Genomic DNA, 13,713 nt, shown 5'->3' on the forward strand with positions numbered 1-13,713 from the left:
GCATGTTCCGAGGGGTGGAAGGTCAACTGCTCTAAGTGAGTTCCGGCCGTCGGCCCTCGAAAAGCCGATCGCGGGAGCCATGGAGGTGCTGACGCATGAGCTCGCGTGCCTGGTTCGGCTTTCGGTCGCGAATGGCTTCGTAGATCGCTGCGTGCTCGTCATAGACATGGCGCAGGCCCGCGACGGAGTTCTTCAACGACAGGCCATGGAACTGCATGCCGATGGCGATGTGATCCTTGAGCGCTTCCATCGCCGTCGAGAAGTAGCTGTTTCCGGACGCCTGCGCGATCGCGAGATGGAACATGAAATCGGCGTCCTCGCGGTGGCGCTGCCGATTGGTTGCATCCTGCAAGGTTTCAAGCGCAAGCCTGATCACCCGGATCTGCGTTTCGCTGTGCCGCTCGGCCGCGAGTGCCGCCGCCTCAGGTTCCATCGTCATGCGGAACTCGTAACAGTTCTGTAGGTCGGCGAAGTTTTCGAGCGGCCCGAAACCGAGCGGTTGCCGCAAACCCTGAATTCGAACGAAACTGCCGGCACCTTGCCGCGAATAGACAAGGCCTTGATCGCGAAGCCTTTTCAAGGCGTCACGAACAACCGGACGGGAGACCTGGAACTCCGCCGCCAACTCGTGCTCGGTCGGCAGACGCTCGTCGCTCTGATAGGCCCCTGATTTGATTGCGTGCTGCAGCCGTTCGAAGACGACCTCGCTCAGGCTCTTACGGTGTGAAAGCTGCTCTCCGGCGCGCATCAGGCCAACACCTCTTTCCTCGTCATGGCGCGGACGACCCTGCAAAGTGTGTCGGAATCCCCAAAGCCGCCCGATTTGGTAATGTAGAATTGGCCGCCATACTCGGCAACCGGCAGGCCCGGCAGCACCTCTCCGACCAGGCGGAGAATACGAATGTTCTGGCGGTCGAAGTAAGCTTCCGCCGTTGCGCCACCGGAGAGCAGCATAGTCCGGCATTCGCCGGCAAACGCGATTGCGGATTCTGCAAGCGCCGCGGCCACGTCCGACGCGCTGGCTGGCGATACGCCATCCACCGCCTGCATTAAGGTCACGTCGTCAGCGCGTTCGGATCCGAAACGAGCCTGCTGCACTTGTCCTGCAGGTGCTGCGAGATAGAGGAGATCCGGAACGGCTCGTCGCAGTTCCTCGACCTGCGATACCGTTATTGGATCCCGGGAACCGATTGCCATCAGCAACCGCCCTTCCCGCGCAGCAAAAGGCTCGACACGCGGCCTGCCCGCCCTGCTTACCAACGCGTTGGCGAGCGACAGGGCTCCGACAAGAAGGTCGCCAGGCGCAATGGCATCGACTGCGGCCCGCATCTCCTCGACAGTCTCCGTGTCCGGAATGACAGCGCGATCGGCGATGGCACCCAGACGCGCGGCAATGGAGATCGGTCGATCGACCCCGAAGCCACGGATCTGGCCATTACGGACGACCCGACCGAATTCCGGGATCGCGGGCAAGACGACGGCCCGTGCAAAATCTAGGACGGAAAGCTCCGCCTCAACGTTCCCTTTCAAGCGCGAGTCGACCTTCTTGAAAAGCCGCATGCCTGGCGTCATCGCCTGTTGCGCAAGGAGGACGCGTCGCGCCGCCTCGGCCGGCGCGATTTCGCGGCTGCGCGTCGTCACCGCGACCACGTCAGAGCCGCCCTCGATCGCTTCGCCGAGCGCGCTCTGGTCAGCGACGACGTCGACCGAAAAGCGATGGACAGCGAAAGGCGCCGCCGTATCGAGCGCGCCGGTGAGATCATCGGCGACGATCAGGAGCCTGTTCTGCACAACATCCATGCGGCATCCAGTTTTACAAATTCTCAAGAGAGGAACGCGGAATCGCGTCCATTTTTTCTTTTCAAATCATGGCAGAACCTGCAACGAAGGCAACATATTTTTACAACTATCGGACAAGTCGAAACTTCCCCGGCCACCACACCTCAGGAACGTAGGGTTGATACGAGAGGGGCGCGAAGCGATATCACCCATGACCAGCTTGGCACCACGTCGTTGAGCAAAGGAAAAGCCGGACCTGCACGAAGCAGATCCGGCTGATGGCAGTGTTCGCAAATCGGAAACGGACGTCGGGGCGGAAACTCCCCGACGTCAACCGATCAGCTGCCGAAGAACGCGAAGCGAACGACGAACAGCGCCGCCACGATCTGTGTCGCCGGGTGGATGACGCTCCACTTGCCGGTGAACACCTTGAGCACGACGTAACTCACGAAACCGAAGGCAAGGCCGTTGGCGATCGAATACGTGAAGGGCATGGCGATCGCGGTGAGCGCCGCCGGTGCCGCTTCGGTCAGGTCGTCCCACTCGATTTCGGTGAGCTCGCGCATCATCAGGCCAGCCACATAGAGCAGCGCCGGCGCTGTTGCATAGGATGGAACCGCGGCGGCGAGTGGCGAGATGAACAGGGCCGCCAGGAAAAGCACCGCAATGGTCAGCGCTGTGAGGCCGGTGCGACCGCCGGCCTGGACCCCGGAAGCGCTCTCCACATAAGCCGTGGTGCTGCTCGTGCCCATCACCGAGCCGGCGATGATCGCCGAACTGTCGGCAAGCAGAGCGCGGCCAAGGCGGCTGGGCTTGCCTTCCTCTACCAGTTTCGCGCGCTTGGCGACACCGATCAGCGTGCCGGTCGCGTCGAACACTTCGACGAGCACGAAGACGAGGATGACATGGAGCAGGCCGCCATGCAGCGCGCCCATGATGTCGAGTTGCAGGAAGGTGGGGGCGATGCTCGGCGGCGCCGAAACGATACCCTTGAACTCGCTGACGCCAAGCAGCATCGACAGGATCGTGACGACCAGGATGCCGATCAGGATCGCGCCGCGGATCCTAAGTGAATCAAGTACGGCGATGACGAAGAAGCCGAGGATCGCGAGCAATGGCCCGGTCTGCTTGAGGTCGCCGAGACCGACGAGCGTCGCCGGATTGTCGACCACGATGCCGGCATTCTTCAGCGCGATGATGCCGAGGAACAGGCCGATACCTGTCGCAATGGCGCTGCGCAGCGAATGAGGGATGCCGGCGATCAGCCAGCTTCGCACGCCCGTAACCGTCAGCAGCAGGAAGATGAGACCGGAGATGAACACGGCCCCGAGCGCCTGCTGCCAGGTGAAGCCGAGGGCGGCGACGACCGTGAAGGCGAAGAAGGCGTTGAGCCCCATGCCCGGCGCCATGCCGATCGGCCAATTGGCGACGAGGGCCATGACGGCCGAGCCGAGTGCGGCGGCAAGACAGGTCGCGACGAAGATCGCATCGCGATCCATTCCGGTCGTCGACAGAATGTCGGGGTTCACAAAGATGATGTACGACATCGTCAGGAATGTCGTGAGGCCGGCAACCACCTCCGTGCGGGCAGTCGTCCCATGCTCTTTCAGCTTGAAAAGTCGTTCAAACATTTTTCCTCCCTTGGCAGACGCCGTCACGACGCAGCCGAACGACAGAGACCGGGCAGATGCTCCTCCAACGTCCCGACCACTTTGATTTTTGACCAGTCCCGGAATTCAAGACGTCGGGCGATCATCTCGGCCCTTCGGCCCGCACCGGATGAACGTAGCGCTTGCCTCATTCGGAGCGACATGATTGTGCGTCTTCGCGCGAATGATCGCTAGCCACCCATTCCGACGCTACAGGAGAAAGACTTTCAAATTTTTCCAGCGCAGTGGGACCGGCGCTCGACGCTCCCGTGATGGAAGGTTACGCGCTGAAGCCGCCTCGAGCTGGCCCGCTCGCGGACGCCAGACAGAAGCTGATCCTCGAGTCCGGATGGACGCGGAAACTCAACCCGGGACCGAAAGCGATGCTGTAAGTCGGTAAGGGCTGGCTCTGAATTCGCGGGCCGTGGTTGGCGGCGCCGTCGGGTCGGCCGCATCACTGCCAGTCAGCGGACTGGTCAGAGATCAGTGGCGCTCTTTCAAACTCCGGAACCGCGCAGCCGCTTCCGTTCTGTTGTGAGCGCCCAGTTTTGTTATGATGTTGTGCAGGTGAATCTTCACCGTGTGTTCGGACAGGCGAAACTCCGCGGCAATCAGTTTGTTTTGCAGACCGCGGGAGACCATTTCAAGTATCTGCATTTCGCGAGCGGTCAACTCCGCGAAACGCGCCTCATCGCTTCGGGGCCGGGGCAAGAGGCCGCCATTGCCTGATGGTCGGGCCGGGCTATGACCGTTCGTCCTTGCACGCAGGATCAATCCCGGCGGAAGATACTCGCCGCCAGAGAGCATCAGTCTGATCACCGACAGCCATACATCGAGTCTGAGGTTCATCGGAAGGACACTGCGAACCAGCGGCGATTCTGGGACTCTGATGAAGGACGCGTCCAAGTGCTGATCATAGGGTTCGATGACGGCCGTAAGAGCCTGCGGATGAAAATGCAGGAGTTCGTCCGACTTCTCCTCGGCTTCCGTTATCAGTGCGACATCGACAAGGATGAGCGAGACCGGATGGGAAAAAACACTGCAGGCCGAGCTGACTTGCTCAACCTGTTCGATAACGACCCATGGGAACTCTCTTTCGAGAGCATGGATCAATCTCTCCGAAATTGTCCCGGAACTGGCTATGATCAGAACGACGCGTTGCGGCTCTCGCCGGCCGTCGGCGCCCGCGACGTTCCCAATGCCGACATCGTCGTGGTTAGTACCGCTCATTAAAGCATGTCTCCTCCGCGGAATTGCCTTGATCGGCAGGGTTCCTTGTCGACCTTAGCCCACGCCGCGCGCGGCCGCGACGGCGCAAAAGGGTTGAGCCATGCCCAGAAGGACGTCCCGCAACAAAATGTCTTTCCGCCTGCCCCTATCCGAACGAACTAGTTCGATGTGACGATCACCTTCCAACTATTGATACGATCAACAATACTCTTCTGCCCTTACATTGCCCGTCTCATCCAAATGTCGGACAAGCGTGTTGGACAGCAACGACGCTCGAATTCGGATGAATCATCCCCTCCCCTCTTTCACCAATATTGATGAAGCCGAGCCGCGGCGCTTCCTCTTTTAAATATTTGGAAAATTTGCACACTCGCTATTGCAGCGTCGAATTCTGCGGACATGCGCTTTACGCGATTGAGGCGAAGATAAGCTTGTCCATCGGGACTTGTTCTTCTCCGTTTGACGGTGCGGAGAAGACACGACTTTGCAGGTTGGAGAAATACATGAATGTATCCCGCCGCACTAGCCGCAATTTCCTTCGAAGCGCCCGCTTCGCGGCTGCGCTCGCCATCGTCGGCGCGGTATCGGCGCCAGCCCGGGCCGATGCGCCGGAACTTGCGCCTCAAACGAAAATTCGCCTGTCGATCATGCAGTGGATGCCCACCAAAGGCGAATATGTACCATGGGCGCTCGGCGGCGAATTCGTTGTTTCCGCAACGGGTTCCATCTCCGTGCCCGTGATCGGAACCGTTGTCGTCGGCAATCTCGACAAGGCGCAGCTTTCGGCCGAGATCGCCGAGCGTCTCAAAGCCAAGATCGGGCTGGTGGAAGCGCCGGAGACAACCGTCGAGATCGTCGCATACCCGCCCGTCTATGTCGTGGGCGATGTGACGACACCGGGGGAATACGGGTTCCGCCCCGGGCTGACCGCTCTGCAGGCTCTGGCTATGGGCGGCGGCCCGTTTCGCGAGACGACTCCCGAGCAGTCGCAGGACAAGATATCGCTCGTCGGTGAACTGCAGGGAATCGACAACGCGCTGCTGCGAAGCACCGCGCGGATAGCGCGGCTGCAAGCAGAAATGTCGGGCGCAAAGGAAATACCCTTTGCCCAACCGCTGGCCGCTGATGGCGCGCTCGTCGCGGCAATCCAGGACCGGGAGCGGATCATCTTTTCGACACGTGCGAACCTGCTTGCCCGGCAATCGAAGTCGCTCTCCGAACTGCGCGATCTCCTCAACGAGGAAATCCGGGTCCTCGAAGAAAAGGTGAAGGGTGCCGACGCCAGCATAGAAGCGGCCGAGCGGGAACTCAAAGGTGTGAGGACCCTAGTCGAACGCGGTGTCGCGGTCGCATCGCGACAGTCCGAACTGGAGCGTGACCTTACGAACGATCGCGCCGGTCGCCTGGATTTCCTGACTGCCATCATGCGGGCGCGGCAAAGCATCAGCGAAACGACGCGTAATCTCGCGGGGCTCTACGACAATCGTCAGGCGGAGATCGCCAGCGAATTGCAATCGGAGCAAGCGGCGCTCGAACAGCTGAAGCTGAAACGCACCACCACGGAAAAGCAGTTGCTCGACAAGCTTTCCGCCGCCGAAGGTTCGGCGCAGCGCGGTGAAGAGGCGATCACTTTCGTGATTGTCCGGCGCGGCGGCGGCAAAATCGGCGAATTTCCGGCGTCCGAGACGACGGCGCTGATGCCGGGGGATGTCGTCAAGGTCGTCACCAGCGCACGACGGGCCCCCACCATGTCCAAGCCACCTCCGGGGTCGTCCCTTTCGACCAACCCGCAATTCGGTCAGGCCAGCCAATGACGAGCGTCGACAAGGCTTCCCTTGGTTCGCTTCGGTCACGGCCGGCCGCAGTTCCGCGTAATCGACGCAGATTGAAGGGAAAGGCAAAATGAAGGGGATCATATTGGCGGGAGGAAGCGGCACCCGGCTCTACCCGCTCACCATTGCGGTCTCGAAGCAGATCCTGCCGATCTATGACAAACCGATGGTCTATTATCCGCTGAGCGTGCTGATGCTCACCGGAATCCGCGAGATTCTCATCATCTCGACGCCGCGCGACCTGCCCTGCTTTGAAGCGCTGCTTGGCGACGGTTCCACCTTCGGGGTCAGCCTCTCCTATGCCGAACAGCCGCATCCCAATGGGCTCGCCGAGGCCTTCATCATCGGCCGCGAATTTATCGGCAACGGCAATGTGGCGATGATCCTCGGCGACAATATCTTCTTCGGCAACGGCCTGCCGAATGTCTGCCGGGAGGCCGCATCCCGAGAGACGGGCGCCTCCGTGTTTGCCTATCGCGTCGACGATCCGGAACGCTACGGCGTCGTCACCTTCGACCGGAGGACCGGTAAGGCCAAGACGATCGAGGAGAAACCGGCGCGGCCGAGATCCAATTGGGCGGTGACCGGCCTCTATTTCTACGACAACGACGTTGTCGACATTGCCGCTTCGATCGAGCCGTCGGCGCGAGGCGAACTCGAGATCACGACGGTCAACAACATCTATCTCGCACAGGACCAGTTGCATGTCTTTCAGCTCGGACGCGGCTATGCCTGGCTCGACACCGGAACCTATGACAGCCTGCATGACGCCTCGTCCTTCGTGCGAACGGTCGAACGCAGACAGGGCGTCCAGATAGCCTGTCCGGAGGAGATCGCGCTCGATATGGGCTGGCTTGGGCCCGAGGACGTCCTGAGGCGCGCCAGCATGCTCGGGAGGACCGCTTACGCCTCCTATCTCCGCCGCCTCGTGGAGGAACACGTCGCATGAGCCTGGAGGTCAGATCGCTCGACCTTGACGGAGTCCTGGAGATCGTGCCGCGCAGGATAGGAGACGAACGCGGCTTCTTTTCCGAAACCTGGAACGCTCGGCAATTCGCCGAACACGGCATCGCACTGAAGTTTGTCCAGGACAACCACTCCTATTCCGCCTCGCGAGGCGTGCTGCGGGGCCTTCACTACCAGCTGCCCCCCTACGCGCAGGACAAGCTGGTGAGGGTGGTGAAAGGTGCCGTTTTCGACGTCGCAGTCGACATTCGTCGGGGCTCGCCCACCTTCGTGAAATGGGTCGCCGTCGAGATTTCCGCCCGCCGATGGAATCAGCTCCTGGTTCCCAAGGGCTTCGCGCACGGCTTTCTGACACTCGAGCCGGATACGGAGGTGATCTACAAGGTCACAAATCCCTATTCGCCCGCCCATGATCGCGCGATCCGTTTCGACGACCCCGACATCGCCATTGCTTGGCCGCTGCCCGTCGCGGAACTTCAACTGTCAGACAAGGATCGGACGGCTCCGCAGCTGCAACAGGCCGAGGTGTTCGACTTCGTTGAGGGGGGAGCGCGGTCATGAACATCCTCGTCACCGGCGGTGCCGGGTTCATCGGTTCCGCGCTTTGCCGGCATCTTGTGGCAGACCCAAACAACCGCGTGATCAATCTCGACAAGCTCACCTATGCCGGCAATCCGGCCTCGCTCCGGCAAATCGAGAACGTCCCCAACTACCGCTTCATCCAGGGCGACATCTGCAATGAGGAGACCGTGGCAGGTGTCCTGCGTGCCGAAAAGATCGGCCGCATCATGCATCTTGCCGCAGAGACACATGTCGACCGGTCGATCGACGGACCTGGCTCATTCATCGAGACCAACATCCTCGGCACCTTCAGGCTGCTGCAGGCCGCGCTGAAATTCTGGCGCAGCCTTCCGGAAACGGCGGCCGAACGGTTCCGGTTTCACCATGTGTCCACTGACGAGGTGTTCGGCGATCTTCCCTTTGATGACAGCGCATTTGACGAAGATACGCCTTATGCTCCATCCTCGCCCTATTCCGCCTCGAAGGCAGCATCCGATCACCTTGTCCGCGCCTGGCACCACACCTTTGGCCTGCCTGTCGTGATCACCAACTGCTCGAACAACTATGGTCCGTTTCACTTCCCGGAGAAGCTGGTGCCCCTCATCATCCTCAACGCATTGGAAGAAAAGTCCCTCCCGGTCTACGGCACCGGCGCCAATGTCCGCGACTGGTTGTATGTCGACGACCACGCACGAGCGCTGGAGCTCGTTGCTGCCAAAGGTGCGACCGGCGAAAGCTACAATATCGGCGGAGGCTCCGAACGCACCAATCTCGCCGTCGTAGAGACGGTATGCGATGTCCTCGACCGCAAGAGACCACGCCGAAACCTGAAGAGCTATCGCGACCTCATCGCATTCGTGGACGATCGGCCGGGTCACGACCGGCGTTACGCGATGGACACGACCAAGATCGAGCGTGAACTCGGCTGGCGACCCAGGGAAAGCTTCGAAACTGGACTGGCGCGGACGATCGACTGGTATCTGGATAACGGCTGGTGGTGGCAGCCGATCCGCGAGCGCCGCTATCGGGGCGAGCGCCTCGGCAAGTCGGTGGTGGCGCGATGAAAGTGCTTGTCACTGGTACGACCGGCCAGCTCGTAAGCAGCCTGATCGAGCGTGCGGCACCACTGCGCGACGTCGAACTGGTCTCCATCGGCCGCCCCGAATTCGATCTCACGCAGCCGATCCCGATGCGAGAGGCGATTGTTGCAGCAAGACCTGACGTCGTCATCTCGGCGGCCGCCTACACGGCCGTCGATCGTGCAGAGGACGAGCCTGCGCTCGCTCATGCCGTCAACGTGGTGGGCGCCGCGTGCGTTGCCGAGGCAGCGGCAAAGCTCGGCGTACCGATCATCCACCTGTCGACCGACTACGTCTTTTCCGGCGATGACCGCCGTCCGCGCAGGGAAGACGACGAGACAAGACCTCGCACTTTCTACGGCGCCACCAAGCTCGAAGGCGAACGGGCGGTGGCAAGCATAACGCCTCGCCACATTATCCTGCGCACAAGCTGGGTCTACAGTCCTTTCGGCAACAACTTCGTCAAAACGATGCTGAGGCTTGCCGAAAGCCGGGACACGCTGACGGTCGTCTCCGACCAATTCGGCAATCCGACATCAGCACTGGATTTGGCGACGGCCATACTGGAGATTGCCACGCAGCCGCAGAGCGATCGCTTCGGCCTCTATCACCTTGCGGGAACAGGCGAGACCAACTGGGCGGGCTTCGCGAGGCACATTCTCGCCGTCAGCCGCGCGAACGGCGGCCCGTCCGCGACGGTGCGGGACATTGCCAGCGCGGACTACCCGACAAGAGCCCGGCGCCCACAGGACTCGCGCCTTTGCACCGACAAGTTCGAGAAAACTTTCGGCCGGCGCTTGCCCGCCTGGCAAACGAGCGCGGAAACAGTCGTCCGGCGGCTCCTCTATGCTGGCCAATGGCCGAAAATCCCGGAGAGCCGACCGGCCGTGCGAAGCGAGTGACGTCGATGGAAGCGCGCGCGAGTCCCGAGCGTGGACCGAGCTACAGGCAGATCCTCAAGTCGACCGCCCTGATCGGCGGCTCATCCGTCGTTACCGTGCTATTTTCCATCATCCGCAACAAGGCAATGGCTCTACTCCTCGGTCCGGCAGGCATAGGGTTGATCGGCCTCTACAGTTCCATCGCCGATATCGCCTCCGCGCTCGCCGGGCTCGGAATCCAGGCAAGCGGCGTGCGCCAGATCGCGGAAGCGGTCGGCAGCGGCGATACGGACAGGATTGCCCGAACGGCGACCGTGCTCAAGCGGACATCGTTGGTGCTGGGGCTTCTCGGCGCCCTTCTCCTCGCAGCACTCGCCTATCCGGTCGCAGATTTCACCTTCGGCGGTCCCGGCTATGCCGGTGGCGTCGCACTGCTTTCCGCGGCAATCCTCTTCCGCCTGCTCGCAGACGGCCAGACTGCCTTGATCCAAGGCATGCGAGACATTGCCAGCCTCGCCCGCATCAATGTCCTTGCAGCGTTCTTCAGCACCGCGATCAGCATCCCGCTGATCTATCTGTTCGGCACGTCGGGGATCGTGCCTTCGCTCGTCGCCGCCGCCGCGGCCACGCTCGCGACCTGCTGGTGGTACCGCAGGCAGATGCGCATCGCTCCACAGCCGGTATCCACCCGGAGGATCTCCGAGGAAACCGCCGCCCTCCTGAAACTCGGCGTCGTCTTCATGGCCAGTGGGTTCCTGACACTCGGCGCGGCCTATGCGATCCGCCTCATCGTGCTGAGGGCGGAAGGCATCGCGGCAGCGGGGCTGTACCAGGCAGCCTGGACGCTCGGCGGCTTCTATGCCAGCTTCGTCCTGCAGGCGATGGGCACCGACTTCTATCCGCGCCTGACGGCGGTCGCGGAAGACGATGCCGAATGCAACCGCCTCGTCAACGAGCAGGCGCAGATCAGCATGCTTCTCGCCGGCCCCGGCCTCATCGCTACGCTAACCGCCGCCCCACTGGTGATATGGCTGCTTTATTCGCCCGAGTTCTACGCCGCAGTGGACCTGCTTCGCTGGATCTGTCTCGGCATGATGCTGCGTGTCATTGCATGGCCCATGGGGTTCATCGTGCTCGCCAAGGGCGCGAAAAGAGCCTTTTTCTGGACTGAGGTCGCAGCGACCCTGGTCCATGTCGGTCTCGCATGGTTGCTGGTCGGCTCGTTCGGTTCAGTCGGCGCAGGTGCAGCGTTTTTCGGTCTTTATGTTTGGCACGGCCTGCTGATCTACGCGATCGTTCGGCACCTCTCAGGTTTCCGCTGGTCCGCGGCCAATCGCAAACTCGCCCTGATCTTCCTGCCCGCGTCAGGGCTCGTCTTCGGCGCCATCTTCGTGCTGCCGCCCTGGCCGGCAGCCGTCCTCGGCCTCGCGACAACGATGATCAGCGGAGCCTATTCCCTGCGGATACTCATGGAACTCGTGCCGCGCGCCTCACTGCCCGCGGCAATGCGAGCCTGGCGCTCGAGATCCGCGTGACCTCGTCAAAATGACGCGAAGAACGAGAACGTCATACCGCCCGCAGTGCTGCGGGTTCGGCGATCGCCGGAATGGAAAGAAGCTCCTCGACGACCAGCGCCACATCGGCGTCGGTCATCTGCGCGAAGAACGGCAATATCACCGATCGCTGTTGTGCGGCGACGCTTCGCTCCAGACTCGCGGCGGCCCTGTGCGTGTCGCATCCGGCGTAGGCCTCCTCCAGATGGATGTTCATGACGCCACGGCGGGTCGAGATGCCGCGATTGAGCAGGGCCTGCATCGTCTGCCGCTGGTCGATCCAGCCGGGCAATGTCAAACAATAGCTCTGCCAATTGCTCCGCGCCCAATGGGGCTCAATCGGCGTCTGCAGGCCCGCAACTCCGGAAAGGCGCCTGGTATACTGCCTGGCTAGTGCCCTTCGCCGCTTGACGAGTGCGGGAAGCCGCTTCAGCTGTTCCCGGCCGATCGCCGCCTGGACGTCGGTCATGCGGTAGTTGTAACCGATTTCCGGATAGTCCTCTGAGATCACCTGCTTCGCGCCGTGCCGAACGGTATCCGGAACACTCATGCTGTGCTGGCGCCACAACCGGAACTTTCTGTCGTATTCATCACTTGCCGTGGTCAGCATGCCGCCATCGCCGGTGGTAACGACCTTGCGCGGGTGGAAGGAGAAGCAAGCGATATCCCCGTGCGGCTTACCGATTCTTTGCCATTGCCCATCCCACAGCATCTCGCTTCCGGCAGCACAGGCGGCATCCTCGATAACCGGAATGGCGTGTCGTTTGCCGATATCCGCGATGCGCCGAAGATCACAGGGCATGCCGAGCTGGTGCACGCAGAGGATCGCCCTTGTGCGCGGCGTGATCGCGGCCTCGACCAGATCGGGATCTATGTTGTAGCCGCCGGCCTCGATGTCGACGAAGACCGGTAGCGCGCCGCAATACCGGATGGCGTTCGCCGTCGCGATGAACGAATGGCTAACCGTGATCACTTCATCGCCGGCACCGACGCCGACGCAACGCAGGGCCAGATGAAGCGCCGTCGTGCAGTTCGAGACAGCACAGGCATGGGCCGACCCAACGAAGTCGGCGAACTCGCGTTCGAACGCTGCAACCTCCGGGCCTTGCGTCACCCATCCTGAAAGTATGACCCGGCGAACCGCCTCGACTTCCCGCTCATCGAGAACGGGTCTGGCGACCGGGATCTGGCGAGGGGCCTCGCTCATGCCGCTTCTCCCCCTGTCGACACCCGCTCGCGCCGCCACCAGGCGACGAGATCGCGCAGTCCCTCCTCAAGCGAGATTTCTGTCTTGAACCCCAGCAGCTGCTCGGCCTTGCTTGTATCCGCAAGCCGGCGCGTGACTGCGTTCACTTTGCGCGCCGGTTCAAGCTGCGGTTCGAGCGAGGGGCCCATGACACGGGTGAGCAGTTGCGCGAGCTCCCGCAGACTTGTTTCCACACCGCTTGCGACGTTGAACACCTCGTCCGTTACATCGGACTTCGCAGCCAGGAGATTGGCCCGCGCTATATCGCGCACATGGACGAAATCCATCGTCTGTGTGCCATCGCCGAAGATGATCGGCGGTCGCCCCGTCGCAATGCGCTCCATCCAGCGGATCAACACCTCCGTATAGGCGCCGTAGACATCCATGCGGGGGCCGTAGACGTTGAAGTATCGGAGCGCGACATAGTTGAGCCCGTACATCTCGGCGAAACTGCGCAGGAGCCCTTCGTTGAATGCCTTGGCCGCGCCGTAGATCGTGCGGTTGTTGTAGGGATGGTGCTCCTCGGTGGTCGGGAAGCTTTCTGCAAGTCCGAGCACCGAGGCCGAGGAGGCTGCGATCACCTTCGACACACCGGCTGCAACCGCCGCCTCGAGCACATCGAATGTGCCTTGCGCGAGGACATCGAAGGCGAGCCTCGGCTCCTCGGCGCATTGGGTGATGCGGATGGCCGCCTGATGGAAGACGATGTCGACTCCGTCGAGCGAGGTCGCCAGAAGCGCGCGGTCCCTGATGTCGCCTTCGATGATTCTGAGCGTGCCAGTGCTCGCCGCCTCACGGAGATTTTCGCGGCGGCCGCGCACGAAATTGTCGAGGATCAGGATTTCCCGTGGCCCTTCGCGCGCGACGAGATCGGCAATGTGCGAGCCTATGAGGCCGGCGCCGCCCGTGATCAGAATCCGCTTGTCTTTCATCGCCT

General features: G+C 61.8%; 12 protein-coding genes. 6 read left to right on the forward strand and 6 right to left on the reverse strand.

Annotated elements, in window-relative coordinates:
• Positions 1-31: 31 nt before the first annotated feature.
• The 4 genes from PZN02_RS24280 to PZN02_RS24295 form a co-directional block, all read right to left on the reverse strand.
• On the reverse strand, positions 32-748 hold the full coding sequence (locus PZN02_RS24280) for a FadR/GntR family transcriptional regulator (protein WP_280663181.1): 717 nt from the start codon (positions 746-748) through the stop codon (positions 32-34).
• Positions 748-1,800: a four-carbon acid sugar kinase family protein gene (locus PZN02_RS24285; RefSeq protein WP_280663182.1), complete on the reverse strand. Its 1,053-nt coding sequence runs from the start codon at positions 1,798-1,800 to the stop codon at positions 748-750. Before PZN02_RS24285 ends, PZN02_RS24280 begins: the two co-directional genes overlap by 1 nt.
• 317 nt (positions 1,801-2,117) lie before the next feature.
• Positions 2,118-3,410 (reverse strand): NCS2 family permease, encoded by a 1,293-nt coding sequence (locus PZN02_RS24290; protein WP_280663183.1) that lies wholly within the window; start codon positions 3,408-3,410, stop codon positions 2,118-2,120.
• Positions 3,411-3,911: 501 nt separating this feature from the next.
• Positions 3,912-4,658: a helix-turn-helix domain-containing protein gene (locus tag PZN02_RS24295; protein WP_280663184.1), complete on the reverse strand. Its 747-nt coding sequence runs from the start codon at positions 4,656-4,658 to the stop codon at positions 3,912-3,914.
• 503 nt (positions 4,659-5,161) lie between these two features.
• Here PZN02_RS24295 and PZN02_RS24300 point away from each other — a divergent pair.
• From PZN02_RS24300 to PZN02_RS24325, 6 genes are all read left to right on the forward strand, one after another.
• Entirely contained in the window at positions 5,162-6,472 is a 1,311-nt protein-coding gene (locus PZN02_RS24300) for a polysaccharide biosynthesis/export family protein (RefSeq protein ID WP_280663185.1), read from the forward strand.
• An 88-nt stretch (positions 6,473-6,560) separates the two neighbouring features.
• Positions 6,561-7,439: a glucose-1-phosphate thymidylyltransferase RfbA gene (gene rfbA, locus PZN02_RS24305; protein ID WP_280663186.1), complete on the forward strand. Its 879-nt coding sequence runs from the start codon at positions 6,561-6,563 to the stop codon at positions 7,437-7,439.
• Positions 7,436-8,017 (forward strand): dTDP-4-dehydrorhamnose 3,5-epimerase, encoded by a 582-nt coding sequence (gene rfbC, locus PZN02_RS24310; protein ID WP_280663187.1) that lies wholly within the window; start codon positions 7,436-7,438, stop codon positions 8,015-8,017. Before rfbA ends, rfbC begins: the two co-directional genes overlap by 4 nt.
• Entirely contained in the window at positions 8,014-9,081 is a 1,068-nt protein-coding gene (rfbB, locus tag PZN02_RS24315; RefSeq protein ID WP_280663188.1) for a dTDP-glucose 4,6-dehydratase, read from the forward strand. Before rfbC ends, rfbB begins: the two co-directional genes overlap by 4 nt.
• The gene (rfbD, locus tag PZN02_RS24320; RefSeq protein ID WP_280663189.1) at positions 9,078-9,998 is read left to right on the forward strand and encodes a dTDP-4-dehydrorhamnose reductase; all 921 of its coding nucleotides are present in this window, start codon (positions 9,078-9,080) and stop codon (positions 9,996-9,998) included. Before rfbB ends, rfbD begins: the two co-directional genes overlap by 4 nt.
• Before the next feature lie 5 nt (positions 9,999-10,003).
• Positions 10,004-11,512, forward strand: coding sequence for an O-antigen translocase (locus PZN02_RS24325; RefSeq protein WP_280663190.1), 1,509 nt, complete (start codon positions 10,004-10,006; stop codon positions 11,510-11,512).
• Positions 11,513-11,543: 31 nt separating this feature from the next.
• On the opposite strand, the gene PZN02_RS24330 is transcribed toward PZN02_RS24325, so the two are convergent.
• Both PZN02_RS24330 and PZN02_RS24335 read right to left on the reverse strand, forming a co-directional pair.
• Positions 11,544-12,737: a DegT/DnrJ/EryC1/StrS family aminotransferase gene (locus tag PZN02_RS24330; RefSeq protein ID WP_280663191.1), complete on the reverse strand. Its 1,194-nt coding sequence runs from the start codon at positions 12,735-12,737 to the stop codon at positions 11,544-11,546.
• Positions 12,734-13,708 carry an SDR family NAD(P)-dependent oxidoreductase gene (locus PZN02_RS24335; RefSeq protein ID WP_280663192.1) on the reverse strand — a complete coding sequence of 325 codons (975 nt, stop codon included), beginning with the start codon at positions 13,706-13,708 and terminating at the stop codon, positions 12,734-12,736. Before PZN02_RS24335 ends, PZN02_RS24330 begins: the two co-directional genes overlap by 4 nt.
• Between the last annotated feature and the right edge of the window lie 5 nt (positions 13,709-13,713).

It is taken from the genome of Sinorhizobium garamanticum (assembly GCF_029892065.1).
In the GTDB taxonomy this organism is placed as follows: Bacteria; Pseudomonadota; Alphaproteobacteria; order Rhizobiales; family Rhizobiaceae; genus Sinorhizobium; species Sinorhizobium garamanticum.